Consider the following 20,004-nt stretch of genomic DNA (forward strand, 5'->3'; position numbering starts at 1 on the left):
GCGCAACTCCCACTCCGCCCCCTGATGGCGAAATTCACCGAAGCACTCACACGCCTGACGGGAAACCGCCAAGCCACCGTCGACACGGTCACGTCGGCTCCCGCGCCGCTACAACCGATCGACCTCACAGACGACGCCGTCGTCGCAGAAGTTCTGGACCTGGCGGTTCGGGTCGGCGAAGTCCTCCTCGCCTCCGGGACCGCGGCCATGGACACGGCGGAGCAGGTGCAGTTCATCGCCGCCACCTACGGCCTTGCTCAGTGTGACGTCGACGTCACTTACAACTCGATTGTGCTCTCTGCCTATCGTGGCCCGACGCGACCGCCGGCGAGCACGATGCGCATCGTCCACTACCGCTCGATGGACTTCACGCGACTGGCGGCTGTCGACCGTCTGACGCGTCGTATCCGCCGTGAGGCGATCACACCGGACCAAGCGCACGACGCACTCACAGCCATCACGACGGCGCCGCACCCGTACAACCGATGGACCGCAACCATGGCCTGGGCAGCGATGGCGGCTTCGGTCTCCGTCCTGCTCGGCGGCGGGTTCCTTGTTGCCACAGTCGCGTTTCTGACGACGATGGTTATCGATCGGGTCAACCGCGTACTGAACCGGTTCGGGTTGCCGTTCTTCTTCCAGCAGGTTGTCGGTGGTCTCATCGCGGCTGCGCCCGCCGCGACGCTCTATACCTTTCAGGATCAGCTGGGGATCAGTATCCGGCCGTCGCTGGTGATCGCGGCCGGCGTGGTCGTCTTGCTGTCGGGGCTGTCTCTGGTGGGCTCGGTCCAGGACGCGATCATGGGTGCGCCGATCACGGCCGTCGCGCGATTCTTCGAAGTGGTGATGATGACGGGCGGCATCATCGCGGGTGTCGCGATCTCACTGCGAATGACCGGGATGTTGGGTTCGACGCTTCCACCGATCAACGTGGAAGTATCGACCATCACGCAGTTGCCGATCCTGATGCTCTCCGGCGCGTGTGCGTCGGTCTTCTACGCTCTTGCCTGCTACGCCGAGCGGCGTGCACTCACCGCGGCATTCCTGGGCGGCGCGGCCGGCAGCGGTGTGTCGATCTTCGTGCAAACACTCGACGTCGGCCCCGTGATCGCCGCAGCGATCGCGGCGACCGTCGTCGGTCTTGCCGGTGGTCTGATGGCTCGCCGCGCCCTGACGCCTCCGCTGGTCGTCGCGGTCGCAGGCATCACTCCCCTGCTCCCCGGTCTGTCGCTGTACCGAGGCCTGTACGCGCTGCTCAACGACCAGGTACTGATCGGTCTGACTGCTTTGCTGTCGGCATTCGGTATCGGCTGCGCCCTGGCCGCTGGCGTGACGCTCGGCGAATGGGGAGCGCGAACTCTGCGTCGTCCACGAATCCTGATGCGCGTGGACTCGCTACGCCGACCGATGGTCCGCAAACGCAAACGCCGCGTTCCCGTCACCGAGAAGTAAGAGAGTTTCAAGCAGAAAGAGCTGGGCACCTGACGGTGCCCAGCTCTTTCGGTTCACTCGGGGGTTTCCGAGCAGCGAGAGAATCAGCTCTCGACTGCGTGCTTTCCGCCGGCAGCCTGATCGGCTTCCATGGCCTCTCGCAGGCTCTTCGGACGCATGTCGGTCCAGTTCGCCTCGACGTATTCGAGGCACGCCTTGCGGCTGTCTTCACCGAACACCACGCGCCAGCCGGCGGGGACCTCGGAAAACGTGGGCCACAGCGAGTGCTGGTCCTCGTCGTTCACCAGCACGTAGAAGCGGCCGTCTTCGTCATCGAAAGGATTAGTGCTCATCTCGCCTCACTTGTTACGTACGTGTCTTGTGCGCCCAGACTAGCAAGCGCACCAGTTCGGTTCTGGTGGCTCAGAACCGACGCCAGAATCTCCCCCGCCCGCACTGCCACGTTCGACAGCAGCGACGACGTCAATCCGTGAGTCTGTTCTGTCCCACCCTGCAGATAGATACCGCCTGTCACGTCCTCCGTTACAGCCAGTCGATAATCCCGACTGACGTTACGCGGAACGGACGAATCCGGCACGAGTTCACCCAACAAATTGTCCAGCGGCGCCGGGGTGAAACCCGTGGCCAGAATGAGTGCGTCGCACGACAGCGTGTCGGTCAAGCCGTCGAGGTTGCTGCGGACGGCCAGTTCGATGCCGGATTCGGTCTCCACGGCACTCGTGATCTCCGAAGCCCGACGCATGAACAGTCGCCGCGGCCCGCGAACCATCTCCTGATACTCGGTGGCATAGAGCTTGTTGATCAGTTCGATGTCGACGACCGAGTAATTGGTACTGCGGTGCAGATCGAGAAGTCGACGTCGTTCCGCGGCGTCGGCGCCGTGCAGTTGATCGACGGCTTCGGGATCGAAGATGCGATTGGCGTACGGGCTGTCGTCTGCCGGGCTGTAGCCGTACCGGGCAAAAACACTGTGGACTTCGGCGTTCGGGTAGTTCGCGTGCAGGTAGTCGACGATCTCCGCGGCACTCTGACCGGCGCCGAGAACAACGAACCTGTTGTGCACGGGCTCGGGCATTGCTTCGAGGTGGAAGAGGAACTGGTGATTGTGGAAGCACCGGGACGACGGCGTTGCCCATTCCGGGATCCGCTCTTTCAGTCCGGCTCCGACGACGATGTTGCGCGCGATCACCGTTTCACCGTCGGCTGTGCGGACCGCAAAGCGATCGACAACGCCGTCGGAGTTCTTGATGCCCTCGACCCCGTCGACGGTTGTACCGAACTGCACATCCGCGTCGACTCGTCGAGCTGCCCAGCACAGATAGTCGTTGAACTCGTGGCGCGTGGGAAAGAAGGTCTGGTGGTTGACGAAGTCGACCAGCCGCCCCTGCTCGAACAGATACGAGAAGAAGCTGTATCCGCTCTGTGGGTTACGGAACGTCACCAGGTCCTTCGGAAACGCGATCTGCATCGTGGCACCGTCGAGCAGCATCCCGGGATGCCACGCGAACTGAGACTGCTTTTCGAAGAACCGCGCATTCACCCGATCAACGGCTGCACAATTTGCATTGTGTTCTTCGACAGCGATGGCCAACGCGAGGTTGGCCGGACCGAACCCGACGCCGACGATGTCGACCACGGCGGGTTCGGCGCTGGAGTCTCTCGGTGATTCACTCATTACAGGTAGTCCATCCCCGACGGGACGACCTGATAAGGTCGCCAATCGATGTCCCGAAGTAAGTAGCAAAGGCTACCCTTAATGAGGTGAGGGTATCAATACTGTGAGCCCCCGTATAGCGGTCGACCCCGCGGAGCGATGCGACGTATGTCATAGTTTCGCCCCTTCACTCACGTCATCCCCTTCGGCGATGGCCGCAGCCTCGATCACGTCGACCAGCTGACCTGCCCATTCACGGACCGCGCCCGCATCGACGCGGTCGGCACGGAACCCGAGAGTTGCAAAAACAGGCCCTTCGCCCACCGGCTCGTAAAAACTCAACGTCAAATCCGCATCGGGCACTCCCACCGGAATCGGTACGAGAGAACCGAAGTCGCCGAGCCCGTCCAAATCCGCCTGTTGGTGATGGATCACCATCACCTGAGGTCTCATGGACGCCGGATTACCCAGAGCCTGCTCGACATACACATATGAGACGTCCTGATTGCTCAGCGCTTCCAGGTTGCCTTCCCTCACCCGACCGAGCAATTCTGCAAACGTCGGACTACCGGACGTATCCGTGCGCAGGAGAACAACATTGAAGAAAGATCCGATCATCGGTTCGAGACGGGGATCCGACCTGCCCGCAACCAATGAACCGATCGGAAGATCGGTACCCGCCCCAGCCTTCGTGAGAACGGCAGCCAGCGCAGCCTGAAGAACCATGAACATACTCGTCCCGGTGCGCGCAGCCAGCGCGTCGATTCTGGCGTGCAGATCCGCGTCGATGTCGACAGAGACCACGTCACCCCGAGGTTCCGAGTCATCTTCCGGCAACGGAAGATTCACACTGGTCGGTATTCCGTCGAGCGCATCCTGCCAGTACGCAAGCTGCTTCGACGCACGGCTGTCGACGTCCAGGGGGTCTCCCAACAGCTCGTCCGACCACACGGTGTAGTCGGCGTACGTCAACGCAAGCTCGTCCCAGATCGGTTGATCTCCCTGCGACCTGGCTGCATAAGCAGAGACCAGATCTCCCAGCAGCGGCACTACGGACCACTCGTCGACGGCGATGTAGTGCATGACGAGAAGCAGTGTCCGAGAGCCGTCTTCACCGAGCACCAGATGAACCCGCAACGACGATTGCTCACGCAGATCCATCGGAAGTTGAGCCAGTTCGAACACCACTCGACCCACATCGCCGGCGCCGACATCGACCACATCGACAGTCGGCCGCACCGATTCTCTTGCCACGACGATGCCGTCGACCTCGACGAAGGTGGTCCGCAGGGGTTCGTGCCGCGACGTCACATCGTCCAAAGCGTGCCCGAGAATCTCCGGATCGATCTTCGAATTCAGGGTCAGCGCCAGCGCGTGGCTTGCTTGCGGGTGCTCGCCGGCTGCGCGGAACAACTCCCACTGACGACGTTGCGGCGCAGACAGACCCATGGTCTCCGGACGCCTCGCCGCCGGCGCCAGGACCGGGCGTCCACCCTCCGAACGCGCAACGACTGCCGCCAACTCCGCAACGCTCGGTGCGTCGAACACGTCTCGAATACTGACGTCCACGCCGAACGCTTCACGAATGCGACCGACCAGTTTCATCGAAGCCATCGAATGTCCACCGAGTTCGAAGAAACTGTCGTGGACTCCGACGCTCGGGAGTTGCAATATCTCCGCGAAGGCAGCTGCAACCGTGGACTCCGCGGCAGAGCGAGGAGCAACATCACCCGCCAACTCCGACCAGTCCGGAGCGGGCAACGCCTTGCGGTCGAGCTTTCCGTTGGGCGTCAACGGGAGCGGACCATCGAGAGCAACAACCATGGTCGGGACCATGTAGTCGGGCAACGACACTGCAGCGAGATTTCGCACTGCCGTCGTGTCCACCACAGCACCGGGTTCGGGTGACACGTAACCGACCAGGCGCGTGATTTCGCCCTGCCGATCCGCGACGACCGTTGCCTGCTTCACCGAAGGATGGGCACTGAGAGCTCCGATGATTTCACCCAATTCGATTCGGAAACCGCGAATCTTGACCTGATCGTCCACGCGGCCGAGGAAGTCGATGTTTCCGTCCGAGCGCCACCGCGCTCGATCGCCGGTGCGATACATGCGATCGCCCGCGGTGAAGGGATCGGCGATGAATCTCTGTGCCGTCAGATCGAATCGGCCCAGGTAGCCTCTCGCCAGGCCGCGTCCCGCGATGTACAGCTCGCCGGATACTCCCGGCGGAACCGGACGCAGTTGATCGTCGAGCACGTACGCCTGTTCGTTGGGGTCTGGGACTCCGATGGGCACAGCACCGTTCCAACCGGGTTCCGCCTGCCACAGTGTGTTGTTCACCGTGGCTTCGGTGAGTCCGTACGCAGCAAGCAAATTCAGCCGCTCCGCCCATCGCCCGATCAGCTCGGGCGGAACCGTCTCGGTTCCGACCAACACCGTGCAACCCTGCGGTACTTCACATCCCGCCGGCAGGGCGGCCAGCAACGAGGGAGGGATGATTGCGTGAGTCACGCGATTGCTCGTCATGAAATCGGTCAACGCCGGGCCGGCCACTCGTGCGCTCTGCGGCACGATCACCAGGGTGCTGCTCGTGCACAGAGCCATCGCCAATTCGAATACCGCAACGTCGAAGCCGACCGAAGCGAACTGCATCACCACCGAACCCGGCACCAGTCGCATCCGAACCTCGGCTGTCGCAACAAGACTCGGAATACCGTCATGAGAAAGGACAGCGCCCTTCGGCTTGCCGGTCGATCCCGAAGTGTAGATGACATAGGCCGCGTGGTTGACGCCAACTGGTGGCCTCGGAGTTTCGACGATCACTGCCTCGTCCAGTTCCGCACGTATCAGCGGATCGTCCAAAAGGATTCGCTCGACGCCGACCACATCCTCGATCCGCGAGCTTTCCTCCGAGGTGGACAGTAGTACCGACGTGCGAGAATCGGTGAGCATGTAGGCGATGCGCTCGCTCGGGTGGCTCAGATCCAGGGGTAGATACGCTGCCCCCAGCTTGAGCACGGCGAGGACCGACGCGACCATCTCCACCGAACGCGGGACGGCAAGTCCCACCACGTCTTCGACCGAGACCCCGCGCCGATACAGCACGCCGGCTATCCGATCACATTGCTCGGCGAGCTCGCGGTACGTGGCCTGCCCCGCCTCGTCGCGCACCGCGATCGCCTCGGGTGTAGCAGCGACCCCACGCGCGAAGGCGTCGTAGAACGTTTCCTCCGGCACGTCGACGGCGGTGTCGTTGAACGAGGTGACAACTTGCTCGAGTTCGCCTGGCAAGAAGATGTCGATGTCCCCGATCTCAATGTCGGCCGATTCCACGACTGCCGCGATCACCGATTCCAATCGGTTCGAAATGCGCTGTGCTGTTTCGCGATCGAAGAGGTCGCTGCCGTACTCGAGTCGGACGTCGATGCAGCCTTCGTCGGCGAGGTACTCGGTGAAGTTGAACACCAGATCGAACTTGGCTGTGTACTCCTCGAGTTCGAACGGATCCCCGCCCATCTCCTCGCGGCTGTGATAGCCGACCATGACCTGGAATAGCGGGTTGCGTGCCAAGGTGCGCGACGGATTGAGGCGTTCCACCACAGTTTCGAAGGGAACATCGGCGTTGGCGAAGGCCTCGAGGTCTCCCTCGCGAACGCGTTCCACCAACTCCCGGAACGTCGGGTTACCCGACGTATCCGTGCGCAGCACAATCGTATTGACGAAGAAGCCGACCAAGTCGTCAAGCCCCTGTTCACTACGTCCGGCTACGGGAGCGCCGAGGGGAAGGTCCTCACCCGCTCCGAGCGCAGTCAGCAACGCCGCCGACGCCGCGTGCAGGACCATGAACATCGAACTCTGGCTCCCGCGCGCCAGGTCTCGCAGTGCGGCAGTTGTGTCCACACCCAACCGTGTTACCACTGCGCCACCGGAGAAACTCGGTCTGGCCGGTCGGCTCCGGTCGGTGGGAAGCAGCAGTTCTTCGGGGGCTCCGTCCAAACTCTTCGCCCAGAAGTCCAACTGCGTGCTCAGGACACTCGACGGATCGTCGGCGCTGCCGAGCAATTCCCGTTGCCACAGGGTGTAGTCCGCGTACTGAACCGGTAGCGGTTCGAAAGCTGGCTCCTCGCCCTGAATCCGAGAGGAGTAGGCAGACATCAGATCGCGCAGGAACGGCCGATCGGACCATTCGTCCGTTGTGATGTGATGCAGGACGATCACGACGATTACGGCACCGTCTACTCGGATCAGACGGGCGCGAATCGGAATCTCGTTCGAAAGGTCGAACGGACGGCCCACTGCCACTGCAACTTCGCCGGCGACACCGGATTCCCGTGAATGAACTGTCTCGACCGGAACCTTCGCCGATTCGAGAATTATCTGTTCCGGTGTTCCGTCCACCAACCGGAACACCGTACGCAAGGATTCGTGTCGTCCAACGACGTCACCCAGCGCCGCGGCGAAGACGTCCGCGTCCAATGCACTGTCCAAGCGGAGCACGATCGGGAAGTTGTAGGCCGCGGAGTTCTCTTCCATCTGTCCGATCAGCCACAAACGCTGTTGAGCGGCAGAAAGTGGAAGGTGGTCCGGCCGCGGCTTCGCTACCAGCATCGGTCGCGTTGATCCCTGCTCGACCACAATGCGTTCCGCGAGTTCCGCGACGGTCGGTGCTTCGAAGAGATCACGCATGGTCAGACTGTTCGGAATGGCGATCCGAGCTCGACTGATCAGTTTGGTGGCCAGAAGCGAGTGCCCACCGAGGTCGAAGAAGTTGTCGTCGACACCGATGTCGTCCACATCGAGTACGTCGGAGAAGAGCTCACAGAGAACCTCTTCCGTGTGGTTCCGCGGTGCAATCGACTCCCCACTCCGCTCCCCCAGCACCGAATCGGCCGTGGGCAGTGCCTTGACGTCGAGCTTGCCGTTGACGGTCATCGGTAGTGACTCCACCTCGATCACCACGGCCGGAACCATGTAGTCGGGTAGGCGAACTCGCGCCTGCGCGCGGTAGTCGTGCGCGGCGCCGAGCTGCACGGGCGTCACGTAGCCGACGAGCCTCTTGACTCCACCCGCCCCGACGTCGACCACGACCGCTGCTTGCCGCACGTGCTCGTCGGATTCGAGAACGGAGACGATTTCGCTCGGCTCGATCCGGTGACCTCTGATCTTCACCTGGTCGTCGGTGCGGCCCAGGAAGTCCAGGTTGCCGTCAGCGCGTCGCCGCACCAGATCCCCGGTGCGGTACATACGTTCTCCGGTCCCGGCCGGATCTGCGACGAAGCGCTCGGACGTGAGCGCAAAGCGTCCGAGATAGCCGCGGGCCAAACCGGCTCCGGCAATGTACAGTTCGCCGGCAACTCCATCGGGGACCGGTCGCAGCCAGCCGTCGAGAATGTGCGCGGCGGTGTTCCAGATCGGCTTGCCGACCGTCGGGGTGTCACTGTCGGTCGTTCCGCCGCCGAGAGTGTTGATCGTGTATTCCGTCGGACCGTAGAGGTTGTAGCCCACGGTTCCTTCGGTGTCGCGCAGCCTGTTCCACACCGAATCCGGAACGGCTTCACCGCCGAGCAGGACCAGCGGCGGACGGTGTTGTCCCACACCGTCGTCGAGCAGCCCGCTGTCGATCAGGTGCGTCGCGTAGGTCGGTGTCACGTTCACGACGTCGATTTCCTGTGCGTCGCAGTACGCAACGAGCGCCTCGGCATCACGACGCAGATCCTCGTCACAGATGTGCACCTCGTGACCTTCCACCAGCCACAGAAGTTCCTCCCACGACATGTCGAAGGCGAAGGACACGGTGTGCGCGATCCGCAGGCGCCGGCCCGTCGCGGCGATCACCGGTTCGAAGATCGCCTCGCGGTGGTTGAACTGCATGTTCGTCAAGCCGCGGTAACCGGTGACCACGCCCTTGGGCTTGCCGGTCGAACCGGAGGTGTAGATGACGTACGCGGGGTGGTCGAGCCGATGCGGTGTTCCTGGGGCGAAGGCTCCGAGTTCCGCCGCGGAGAGTGCCCGCGCCGAGATCGTCAGTCGCCTTGCCGCAGTGTCCGGCTCGTCGAGCACGATGGTCCGAATGTCCGCGGTGCGGACGTCCGCGCCTTCGAATTTCGGTGCGGCGGCGACAGTCGTCAGCAACACGACCGGATCTGCGTCGTCGATCATCACGGCCAACCGTTCGGCCGGATGGTCGAGTTCGAGGGGTAAATAGGCAGCGCCCGTGCGCAATACGGCGAAGAGCGCGACGACCATGTCCACCGAGCGCGGCAGACCAAGAGCCACGATCCTTTCCGGCCCGGCGCCGTAGTTGATCAGCAACCGCGCCATCCGATTGATCTCGCCGTCGAGATCGGCGTAGGTCATCCGACGCTTCCCGAACACGAGTGCCGTGTCGTTCGGTTGCGCCGACGCCACCTCTTCGAACAGGTCGGCAATGGTGCGCTCCGGCAACTCTCGGATCTGCGTCTGCTGCGCTACCACGGGAGTCGGCGCCGCAACGACCGAACCTGTCATATCCTGCGACCAACTCTGGAGCAGGTCGACGAAGTGACCGAGCAGGTCCTCGGCTCGGCGCGCGGTCACCAGATGCGGATGGAACTCGAACTTGACGTTGACGGTGGTACCCGGGGTGACCACCACAGTCAGCGGATAGTGCGTGTGATCGATACTGTCGCTGCCGCTCACGTCGTGTGCGGCATTGAGTGCGTCGACTTGCTTCTCGTCCACGAAGTTCTGCAGGACCATCAGCACGTCGAACAGTTGACGATGCTCGGAAACACGCTGGATCGAGGCCAATCCGAGATAGTCGAACGGCATCAGCGAAAGTCGATCCGCCTGAGTGCGACGAAGAAGTTCCTCGACGCTCTCGTTCGGATCCAGTTGCAGCCGAACGGGAACGGTGTTGAGGAACATGCCCACCACGGTGTCGATTCCCGGCACCTCCGGTGGCCTTCCGGCAACCGTGGAGCCGAAGACGACGTCCTGTCGACCGGTGGCCGACGCCAGCACCAGAGCCAGCGCTGCGTTCAGTACCGTATTGAACGTGACGCCGGACGCGGCAGCGCGCTCACGCAATGCACGCGAAAGCGATTCCGACAGAACCGCATCGCGGCGATCCGGAAGCTGAGGTTCGACGCCGGGCGCAGGCTCGGCAACAAGCGTCGGCTCCTCGAGTCCTGCGAGCGCTCCGCGCCACCCCGCGTCGGCGGCTGCACCGTCGCGGTCGGCCAACCAGGCGAGGTAGGCCTCGAACGACCCCTCGGGTTCGCCGAATGCGCTGTCGTCCCCGCCGGTGTCGTACAGCGCCAGAAGCTGGCTGACGACAAGGCCGTTGGACCAGCCGTCCCACAACAGGAACTGCCGGTTGATCACCAGTCGATCATGTCCGCCGGGCAGATGCAGCACGCTCATACGCCACAGCGGCGGCGCGGTCAGGTCGAATGGAGTCACTCTGTCTTGGGCGGCGACGGCCTCGGCGCGCTCACGAGCAGCCGAGTCGTCGAGTTCACGGAGATCGTGGACGGCGACGGGAACATCGAGTCCCGCACTGAAGAACTGCGCAGGCTCGTTCAGTCCTTCGCTCACGAATCCCGCTCGCAACGTGGGATTTCGTCGTTGAAGTGTCCGGGCGGCCGCAGCCAACCTGTCGACATCGAGGGTGTGCCCGAAGTCCATCGAGAACTGTGCCGTGTAGATGTCCCCACCACTACTGCTGTCGCTGCTGCCTGCGTAGCCGGCTTGGAAGTACAGGCCTTCCTGCAACGGTGAGAGTGGGAGGATGCTGCTGACACCCGCCGGGCTCGCATCGGCTATCGCGTCGATCTCGGCCTGACTCAGGTCGAGCAACGGCACATCGGACGGGGTCAGGATGGGAGGCCCGTCATGCTCCGCGGCCGCAGCCGCCAGATCGCCGAGCGCCGAAACCCAGCCGTCGGAGAGTGACTGCGCATCCTCCTCGGACAAATCTTCACTTGCCCAGGCGAAGTCGGCACGGAGTTCCGAATCCACGCTGACGACATTCACGATCAGCCGATACGGACCTCCCATGTCTGCGTCGGGATCGGTGGACATGGCTTCGGATTCCGCTGCCAGGGACCATGCTGTCGATCCAGCTGTCGTCGTACGTCCGAGATAATTGAACAGGATCTGAGATTCGGAGCGCCCCGCCAATCTCGATGCCGTACGTGCATTCACGTACCGCAACATCCCGTAGCCGATACCGCCGTCCGGAGCCGCCCGCAGGCTCTCCTTCACTTCGCGCAGCGTGTCCACCGGGTCGGTTCCGCCGAGCAGTCGCATCGGGGCAATCGTGGTGAACCAGCCGACTGTTCGCGACAGATCGGTCCCGGGTACCAACTCCTCGCGGCCGTGCCTTTCGAGATCGACCAGCAGTTCGCGCTCACTGCGACCGGTGGAACGACGCCAGCGATCGACCGACATCGCCAACGCAGCCAACAGAACATCCGTTCCCTCAGCACCCAGCATGGCCGGAACCGTTCCGAGTGCCGCCTCGGAGATTGCTCCGTCCACCGTGACCGTGCGCCTCGAGCCTCCGGATACAACGGCATAGCTCGCGGTACCGGGGATCAACTCCGCGCCCGGAGCGGTCACGGTCAGCCAGTGATCGAGTTCGGCAAATCGATGAGCACTGTATGCGTGTTCGGCCACCGTGCGGGAGAAGGTACGCAGCGAAGTTCCGACGGCGTCCAATGCTGCGGGCTCTCCGGCCTCGACGGCCACCCAGGCCATCGCGAGATCCTCGAGCAGGGTTCCCCACGAAACCCCGTCCACGACCAGATGGTGCGCGACTATCGCGAGTCGGCCCAGATTCTCAGCGCCACAATCGAACCAGACCACCGAGACCATCCGTCCTGCAGACGGATCCAATCGACTGGTCGCCCGCTCGGAACGTACGGTGATGAGCGTCCGCAACTCGGCGTCATCCAGTCCCCGAGCATCAACGCGTTCGACAAGGTTCGCTGCCCGGATACTGCCGGGTTCCTCGATCCGCGCCGACCACATTCCGCGGTCATGTCGGATCAAGGTTTGGCGAAGTCCGTCGTGGTGATCGAGCACGGCCTGCATTGCGCCGGTGATCGAATCGAGAGATGTTGCCGGGGAGTGGATCAGAACTGCCTGGTTGAAGCGATCGGTACCACCCGTCCATTCGGACAAGCGGTGAACCACCGGCAGCGGAACCAGCTCACCCACGCCGATGTCGGCCGTGACGGTGGCAACCGACGTGGCGACATCACCCACCGCTGCGGCGATCGCAGCGGGAGTGCGCAGTTCGAAGATCTGACGCGGGGTCAGCACTACCGAATCACGACGAGCCAGGTTGACCAGTCGGATCGCCAGGATACTGTCGCCGCCGAGAGTGAAGAAGTCGTCGCGTGCCCCGACGCGTGGCAGGCCGAGAACTGTCGCGAAATGCCTGGCGAGGAGGTCGGCAACGCCCGAGGAAACTACTCCCGTCGTTTCGCCCACCTGTGCCGCGAAATCCGGTGCCGGTAGGGCTTTTCGGTCGAGCTTGCCACTCGGGCTCAGCGGCAGCGACTCGAGCCGCACGAACGCGCTCGGCACCATGAACTCCGGTAGCACGGACAACAACTGCCCTCGAACCGCAGCGTCATCAGCATCTCCGACCAGATAGGCGACCACCTGTGCGCGGTTACTCGGACCGTCGGTTCGGACGATCACGGCACTTGCCGAGACTCCGGGGCACAATGCCAACTGCGCTTCGATTTCACCGAGCTCGATGCGGAATCCACGAACCTTCACCTGCTCGTCGACACGGCCGAGGTACTCGAGAACGCCGTCGGCATTCCACCGCACGATGTCACCGGTCCGGTACATCCGCGAGCCGCCGTCGCTGTACGGATTCGCCACAAATCTTTCGGAAGTCAATCCCCCACGTCCATGGTAACCACGCGCCAGTTGTGGTCCAGCCAGATACAGCTCACCGGTGGCACCGGCCGGAACGTTCTGCAGATACGGATCGAGAACGAACAGGCCGGTATTGACGGCGGGTGCGCCGATCGGGACACTCACCGCGTCTGCCGGAGTGTCCTGCACCGATGGCTGCCAACTGACGTCGACGGCAGCCTCGGTGGGGCCGTAGAGGTTGTCCACCAGAACGTTCGGCAGGATCTCGGCAACCTTGCGCGCAACGTGAACGGGCAGTGCCTCACCGCTGCAGTTGACGATCTCGAGGGAAGAGCACAGTGCTGCTTTCGGCTCCGCAAGAAACACTTCGAGCATCGACGGAACAAAATGCACTCGGGTTACGGAATGTTCGACGATGACGTCGGCCAGATAGCCCGGATCCTTGTGCCCGTCCGGCTCGGCCATCACCAGAGTTGCCCCCACCAGGAACGGCCAGAAGAATTCGGGGACGGAGACGTCGAAACTCGACGGGGTCTTCTGCAGCATCCGGTCGGAGAAGTCCAGCGGACGTATCTGCTGTGCCCAGAGCAATCGGTTGACCACACCCTCGTTGGTGACCACAACGCCTTTGGGACGACCGGTCGAACCCGAGGTGTAGATCATGTACGCGGCATCCGCGGGCGATCCTGGGACACTCAGCGGTTCGGCTGGGAACTGCGCGGACTCCGATACCGTCACCCGCGGAACCGAACCCGAATCGAGTGAAGAATCTTCCGACACCACGACGCACACCGGATCGGCGTCGTCCAGCATGTACGTCAGCCGCTCCGCCGGATAGCCGGTGTCGAGCGGAACGTATGCTCCCCCGGCCTTCCCGATGCCGAGTATCGCAACCATCAGATCGACCGAGCGCGGCAAGGCAACCGCCACCAATGATTCGCGTCCGACGCCACGTTCGTGCAGCAGATGCGCAAAACGATCAGCGCGAGAGTGAAGTTCGGCGTAGGTCAGCGACTCTTCACGGAAGATCACTGCGGTGGCTTCGGGCGTACGCCCGGCTTGATCCTGCAGCAGCTCGGTCAGCGTTGCGCGCGGCCGATCCAAGGCACTGCCGATGCTCCCCGGCTGTGCGGGTGCCAGCGCGATCCGGCCGATGACCTGGTCGAGATCGCGAGAGAGCTCGGTGAGTACGACTGCGAGAGCTTCGGCCAGCGACGCAGCGGCATCGCCGTCCACCTGAGCAGTGTCGTACTTGAGCTCCAACGCCAATTGATCGCCGGGGACGACGATCAGGGTCAGCGGGTAGGCCGGTCGCTCGTCGAATCGAATTCCCGTCAGTCGCACCGAGTTCGTCGGATCAGCGATTGCCGTGTCACCGAGTGGATAGTTCTCGAAAACGACCAGTGATTCGAAGTTCTGCTCCAGTCCGCCGGTCCGCCGCAGTTCCGGTAGCCCCAGGTACTGATGGTCGAGTAGTTCCGATTGTTCCCTCTGCCAACGAGAAAGTGCTTGCGCGGCTGTCTCTGCCGGATCGAACCGCAACCGAGCCGGCACAGTGTTGATGAACAAGCCCACCATGGACTCGATGCCGGGCAGGTCTCCACCGCGTCCCGATACGGTTGATCCGAACAGCACGTCTGTTCGGCCGGTCATTCGGCCGAGCACCAGTCCCCAGGCGCCGTGCACGAGCGTGCTCAGCGTCAAACCGCGGGAGCGTCCGGTGGTCGACAGCGCGCGAGTATCGTTGTCGGACAGTTTGACTCGGGTAGCATGGATTCCGCTGCTGCCCGCGCTCGGCGCGGGAAGTTCGACCGCGGGCCCGGGAGAGTTCAGTGCTTTTCTCCACACCGCTGCCGAAGCCTCGTGATCGTGGCCGGCCAACCATTCGAGGTAGCTGCGGTACGGCGCCGGACTCGGGAGCACCACGCCGGAATCGCCAACGCTGTACGACGCCATCAGCTCCCGCAGCATCACCGGGACCGACCATCCGTCTGCAACCGCATGGTGAATCGACTGCAGCAGAAGGTACTTCTCCGAAAAGGCACGGACCAGTGTGTAACGGACGAGCGGCGGCTGCGCGAGGTCGAACCCGCGCGCACGGTCGGCGGAAAGCAGTTCATCCACGTCGGCGCCGGCATCCGTGACTACTGCCATCTCCACGACGACGCTCGGGTGCACCACCTGCACGACCCGGCCGTCGCCCAGGACCGAGAATCCGGTGCGCAGCGCCTCGTGTCGATCCACGACGGATTGCAGCGCACGGCGCAGAGTCGCGCTGTCCACGGCGCCGGTCAGCTCCACGACCTGTTGCACGACATACTGATCAGCCCCCGGATCGGCAAAAGCCGAATGGAAGTAGATCCCTTCCTGCAACGGAGTGAGCGGGAGAATCTCTTCTGCCTTCGGCAACCCGTCCACATCCGCCTGAGTGAGCGCCACCAGAGGGTAGTCGGACGGTGTCGCGCCGCCGAAGGCAGCGAGCCCGGACACGGCCTTGAGCGAGTCCAGCCACAACCGCGCAAACCTGTCGATGTCGCTACGCAGGAAGATATTCGACGCCCAGGTCAGAGTGGCCCGCAGTCGTGGCCCACCGGCCGCTTCCTCGGCTACGACGTCGACAGACAACGCGTGACCCAACGGCATGGACGGATCGGCAGCGCCGTCCATCGACACCGGGAACCAGTCCCCCTCTGCAACTGCAGTGCGCCCCAGATAGTTGAGCACCACCTCGGGTGCTGCGACGCTACGCAACTGATCCGAGCTGCCGAGGTATCGCAATGCGCCGTACCCGAAGCCTGCGTTCGGGACGCGTCGAAGTTGCTCCTTGACGCTCTTGAGAACCACCGCCAACTCACCGCTCGCTTCGAGATCCGGAGCGGCTGTATCGATTTCGAGTGCAACCGGGAATACCGTGGTGAACCATCCGACAGTACGTGTCAGGTCGACGTGCGCAGCGCCGTCACCGCGAACGATGTCTTCGTCGCGTCCGTGCCCTTCCAAGTCGATCGTCACCGATGCGGCACCGCTCCACTTGGTCAGCGCAACGGCCAATGCGGTGATCAGCACTTCGCTCACCTCGGCCCCGAATGCCCGTGGGACACTGCCCAACAACCGATCGGCGAATTCCGGAGGCAGGGTGATCGATCGCGCCGCGGCGGTGCGCGCGAGGTCAACTGTCGGGTCGAGTGCCCGACGGCCGAGAGGTGACTGTTGTGCGGAAGTCACCGAGTCCCAGAACTCGATCTCCGAGTCCAGTCGCCCGGCTCCGACCGCCTCCGAAACGAGTTCGGCGTACCTTCTCACCGACGTGCCGACCGGAGCGAGTGAGGGTTCGTCGCCCTGTATCGCTGCGATACCCGCGCGCGCAAGGTCTTCGAGGATGATGCGCCAGGAGACACCGTCGACGACCGCGTGGTGGATGACAAGCAACAGTCTTCCGGGACCGGTCGCAGTGGTGAAAAGAACAGCACTGACCATCGTGCCGTCTGCCGGGTTCAGACGCCTGACGGCTCGCTCGGTCTCGGCGACGATCAGCGGTCCGCATTCTTCGAGCGGCACCGGTAATGCACGGGTCTCGAAGACCACAGCCAATTCGTTGGTGGCCGGAACAAGCAGCGATCCTTCGGAAGTCAACTTCGCACGAAGTCCATCGTGGCGTGCCACCAGGGCATCGAGCGCCGCCTCGACATGCTCGGACGTCAAGGCTGACGGAGTCTGAATCAGCGCTCGCTGATGGAAGGTTCGTGCTACGTCCGGCGTCCCGAGGGCCCTGGCAGCGATGGGCGTCGTGGCTACGTGACCGATCGGTTCGTCCGAATGATCGACGATCTCAGCCGTTCGGCCGGATTGGGCGCGCGCCATCGCCTCGGCGGTGCGCAGCTGAAACACCTCGCGTGGACTGATCGACAAACCGGCTGCACGAGCCGCGGTCACGAGCGAGATCGCGACGATGCTGTCACCGCCCAGTGCAAAGAAATCGTCGGTCACGCCAACCGATTCGAGACCTACCGCCGACGCGATCAAGTTGCAGAATTGTTGTTCGACTTCGTTTCTCGCGGCGACGTGTGCACTCAGTTCGGCGAGATCGGGCTCAGGTAGCGCTCGACGGTCGAGCTTGCCGTTGGCCGTGAGCGGAAACTCGTCGAGGACAGTGACGGTGGTCGGGACCATGTAGTCGGGCAGCTTGCTCGCCGCCCACTCGCGAATGTCCTGTGAGTCGACCGCAAGGTTCGTCCCCGACGCTGCACTCACGTACGCGGCGAGATACTTTGCACCTGTGGGTGCTTGACGCACCAGAACTGCCACGTGGCGCACTCCGGGGTGTGAGATCACGGCGGCTTCGACGTCTTCGAGTTCGAGACGCATGCCACGAATCTTCACCTGATTGTCCGTGCGCCCCAGGAAGTCGAGGGTGCCGTCGGCGGTCCATCGAGCCAAGTCACCGGTGCGATACATCCGGGATCCGGCCAAATCACCGGAAACAAAGGGATCTGCGAGAAAACGAGACGCGGTCAACGCCGACGCGCCCACATATCCGCGCCCCAGTAAGAAGCCCGCTGCGTAGAGTTCGCCGCCGGTGCCGACCGGAACCGGCTGCAGGTCACCGTCCAACACGTACAGGCGAGTGTTGGGGTTCGGGCGCCCGATGGATGTGGCAATTCGTTCCGCGTCCTCGCGGTAGATCACATGGGAGACACCGATAGTCGCTTCCGCCGGCCCGTAGCCGTGATACAGCGTCGTGGACAGTTGGGCACGGAACCGATCGAAGAGTTCAGGCGTGAGAACCTCACCGCCGCACCACACGTGCTTCAACGAATCGAGCTGATCGGTCCCGTTCGCCAGATCCAGAAGGATGTCGAGCATCGACGAAACCAAGTAGACAAAAGTGACCGATTCTCCGGCGATCAGGTCGAGCAGGTATTGCGGGTCGCGTTCCCCCTCTGGCTTCGCGATCACCAATCGACCGCCGGAGACGAGCGGGAGCAGGATCTCGTTGATCGAGATGTCGAACGAGAGTGGGGCTTTGAACAGAGAGGCATCGCCGGACCCGAACCCGAGAATCCGCTCCCGCTGCCACAGCAACCTTGCGCAGATTGCCTCGTGGCGGATCATGGCGCCCTTCGGACGTCCGGTCGAACCGGACGTGAAGATGACGTACGCGAGTTGGGCACCGTGAATACGAATGCCAGAGGTCATTATCTCGGACAGGTCCGAAGGCCCGTCCTCGTATGCCCACGCGGAGAGATCGACCAATACGGAGTCGTCTACGCCGTCCGAGGTGAGCACCAATGTGGCACCGGCATCGGCGAGTACCGATTCGCGGCGCTCTGCGGGCCAGGACGGATCCAGTGGCACGAAGGCGCCGCCGGCGCACATGACGGCCAACAACCCCACCACCATCTCGGCGGATCTCGGAAGGCCGATCGCCACAACGGTTTCGGATGCGACACCGCGAGAGATCAAGTGCGCGGCGAGCTGCGATACCCGACTTTCGAGCTCGCCGTAGGTCAGCCGAACGTTGCCGTCGACCACGGCGACAGCGCCCCGATCGGCAGAGAAGCTGCTGCGCAACAAATTCGGCACCGTCGTCACGGGCTGCGGTTCTGCGGTGTCGTTCCACCCGTGGAGCACGAGTTCACGCTCCGCGCGCGACATGGGGTCGAGTGCCGAGATCGGAAGCTGCGGCTCGGCCACGAATCGATCGAGGAACTGTTCGATTCTGGCGGTGTGATCGGCCAACTCCCTGTCGAATCCGGCCGGGGCGCGGACGTCGATCTCGATCGGTTCCCCGTCCTGACCACCGCGCACACTCAGATCCAGGTCACTGACCCGACCGGTCACCGAATTACGCACGCGCACCGGGCAGCCGCCGAAGGTGAGTGTGTGTTCGAACATCATCGAGTTGATGCCGGGACCGAAGACCTGGCGGTCGGGATCGACTGCTCGCACGTCGCGTGCGAGATCCTCTCCCCGGTACCGCCCGTGCTTGAGTATCGAGATCAAGGCGGTATCGAGACGAGTTGCCAACTGGCCGATGGTTTCCGAGCGTTCGACCCGAATACCGAGCGGCAGAATCGTCGACGCCATCGAGGGAGTGCGCCGCATGTCGCGACCCACCCGAGCGGCCATCGGCACCGAGACGACAACGTCGTGCTGTCCGGTGGTTCGTGCAATGTACGCGATCAGCGCAGCCATGGGCAGGCGAGTTCGCCGAATCCCGGCGTCGGCGGCATAGCGATAGAGCTGCGCTGCACGATCGACGTCGAGCGTGAGCATCGCCGCGATCGGCGGCAGCGAATCATCCACCTGCCCATGCAAAATCCGCGTCGCTTCCGGTCCTGATTCAACTCGTTCGACCCAGTACTGACGGTCGAGCAGGAACCGCGGAGAGTTCCGGTATTCCAGATCGGCCGCCACCACCGCATCGAGCGACCACACCGGCGCCGCAGTCTCGAGGTTCGGATTGTCGTACCGCTCGGCTACGTCGGCGACGATGAGCGAGATGCCGTACCCGTCGACCACGCTGTGGTGATAGCGCTGATACCAGATGACTCGGTCGTCAGCAGTTCGCAGAAGCACCTGGCGGAACAGCAGATCGTCCGCACCGAAGACCCGAGCCATATCGGTGTCCATCCACGACTGCGCAGTCGAATCGGGATCCGCCTCGGCGCGAAGGTCGAGAATTTCCACGTCCCAGCGCGCATCCGGAATCGGCACCTGGATCAGCTGGTTGTCAGCATCCGCCCGAAAGTGCACGAACAGCGCTTCGACGCGTCCGACTGTGGCCTTGATCGCCGCTGCCGCGCGCTCGACGTCGATCGTCCCGTCGACCTCGACGACAAGTCCGATGTTGTACACCGGACTGCTCGGATCGACGTTCTGAGCAACCCACACCTCACGCTGAGCGGCCGTCGCCGGGAGCGTTGCGTCCAGATCGCCACCGCCCGATACAGACGGGTGAGCTACCTGAGAGTGGTCAGACATCGAGAAATCCGATCATCGTCGTTCATGCTCAT

At 63.2% G+C, this 20,004-nt stretch carries 4 protein-coding genes; 1 reads left to right on the forward strand and 3 read right to left on the reverse strand.

Features of this window, described 5'->3' with window-relative positions:
- Window positions 1-24 precede the first annotated feature (24 nt).
- Window positions 25-1,452: a threonine/serine exporter family protein gene (locus H351_RS27135; protein ID WP_019747016.1), complete on the forward strand. Its 1,428-nt coding sequence runs from the start codon at window positions 25-27 to the stop codon at window positions 1,450-1,452.
- 83 nt (window positions 1,453-1,535) lie between these two features.
- On the opposite strand, the gene H351_RS27140 is transcribed toward H351_RS27135, so the two are convergent.
- The 3 genes from H351_RS27140 to H351_RS27150 all read right to left on the reverse strand — a co-directional run bounded on the left by H351_RS27140 (window position 1,536) and on the right by H351_RS27150 (window position 19,972).
- Window positions 1,536-1,784: an MbtH family protein gene (locus H351_RS27140; protein ID WP_003945538.1), complete on the reverse strand. Its 249-nt coding sequence runs from the start codon at window positions 1,782-1,784 to the stop codon at window positions 1,536-1,538.
- Complete coding sequence (locus H351_RS27145) at window positions 1,781-3,127, reverse strand: lysine N(6)-hydroxylase/L-ornithine N(5)-oxygenase family protein (RefSeq protein WP_019747015.1); 1,347 nt, start codon at window positions 3,125-3,127, stop codon at window positions 1,781-1,783. Before H351_RS27145 ends, H351_RS27140 begins: the two co-directional genes overlap by 4 nt.
- Before the next feature lie 150 nt (window positions 3,128-3,277).
- Window positions 3,278-19,972, reverse strand: coding sequence for a non-ribosomal peptide synthetase (locus H351_RS27150; protein WP_029254530.1), 16,695 nt, complete (start codon window positions 19,970-19,972; stop codon window positions 3,278-3,280).
- Window positions 19,973-20,004 lie beyond the last annotated feature (32 nt).

Origin of the sequence: Rhodococcus erythropolis R138 (assembly GCF_000696675.2) — a bacterium.
Classification (GTDB): Bacteria; Actinomycetota; Actinomycetes; order Mycobacteriales; family Mycobacteriaceae; genus Rhodococcus_F; species Rhodococcus_F erythropolis.

Coding starts and splice junctions, on each gene's coding strand:
- H351_RS27135 (WP_019747016.1), top strand. CDS start 25: ATGGCGAAATTCACCGAAGCACTCACACGCCTGACGGGAAACCGCCAA.
- H351_RS27140 (WP_003945538.1), bottom strand. CDS start 1,784: ATGAGCACTAATCCTTTCGATGACGAAGACGGCCGCTTCTACGTGCTG.
- H351_RS27145 (WP_019747015.1), bottom strand. CDS start 3,127: ATGAGTGAATCACCGAGAGACTCCAGCGCCGAACCCGCCGTGGTCGAC.
- H351_RS27150 (WP_029254530.1), bottom strand. CDS start 19,972: ATGTCTGACCACTCTCAGGTAGCTCACCCGTCTGTATCGGGCGGTGGC.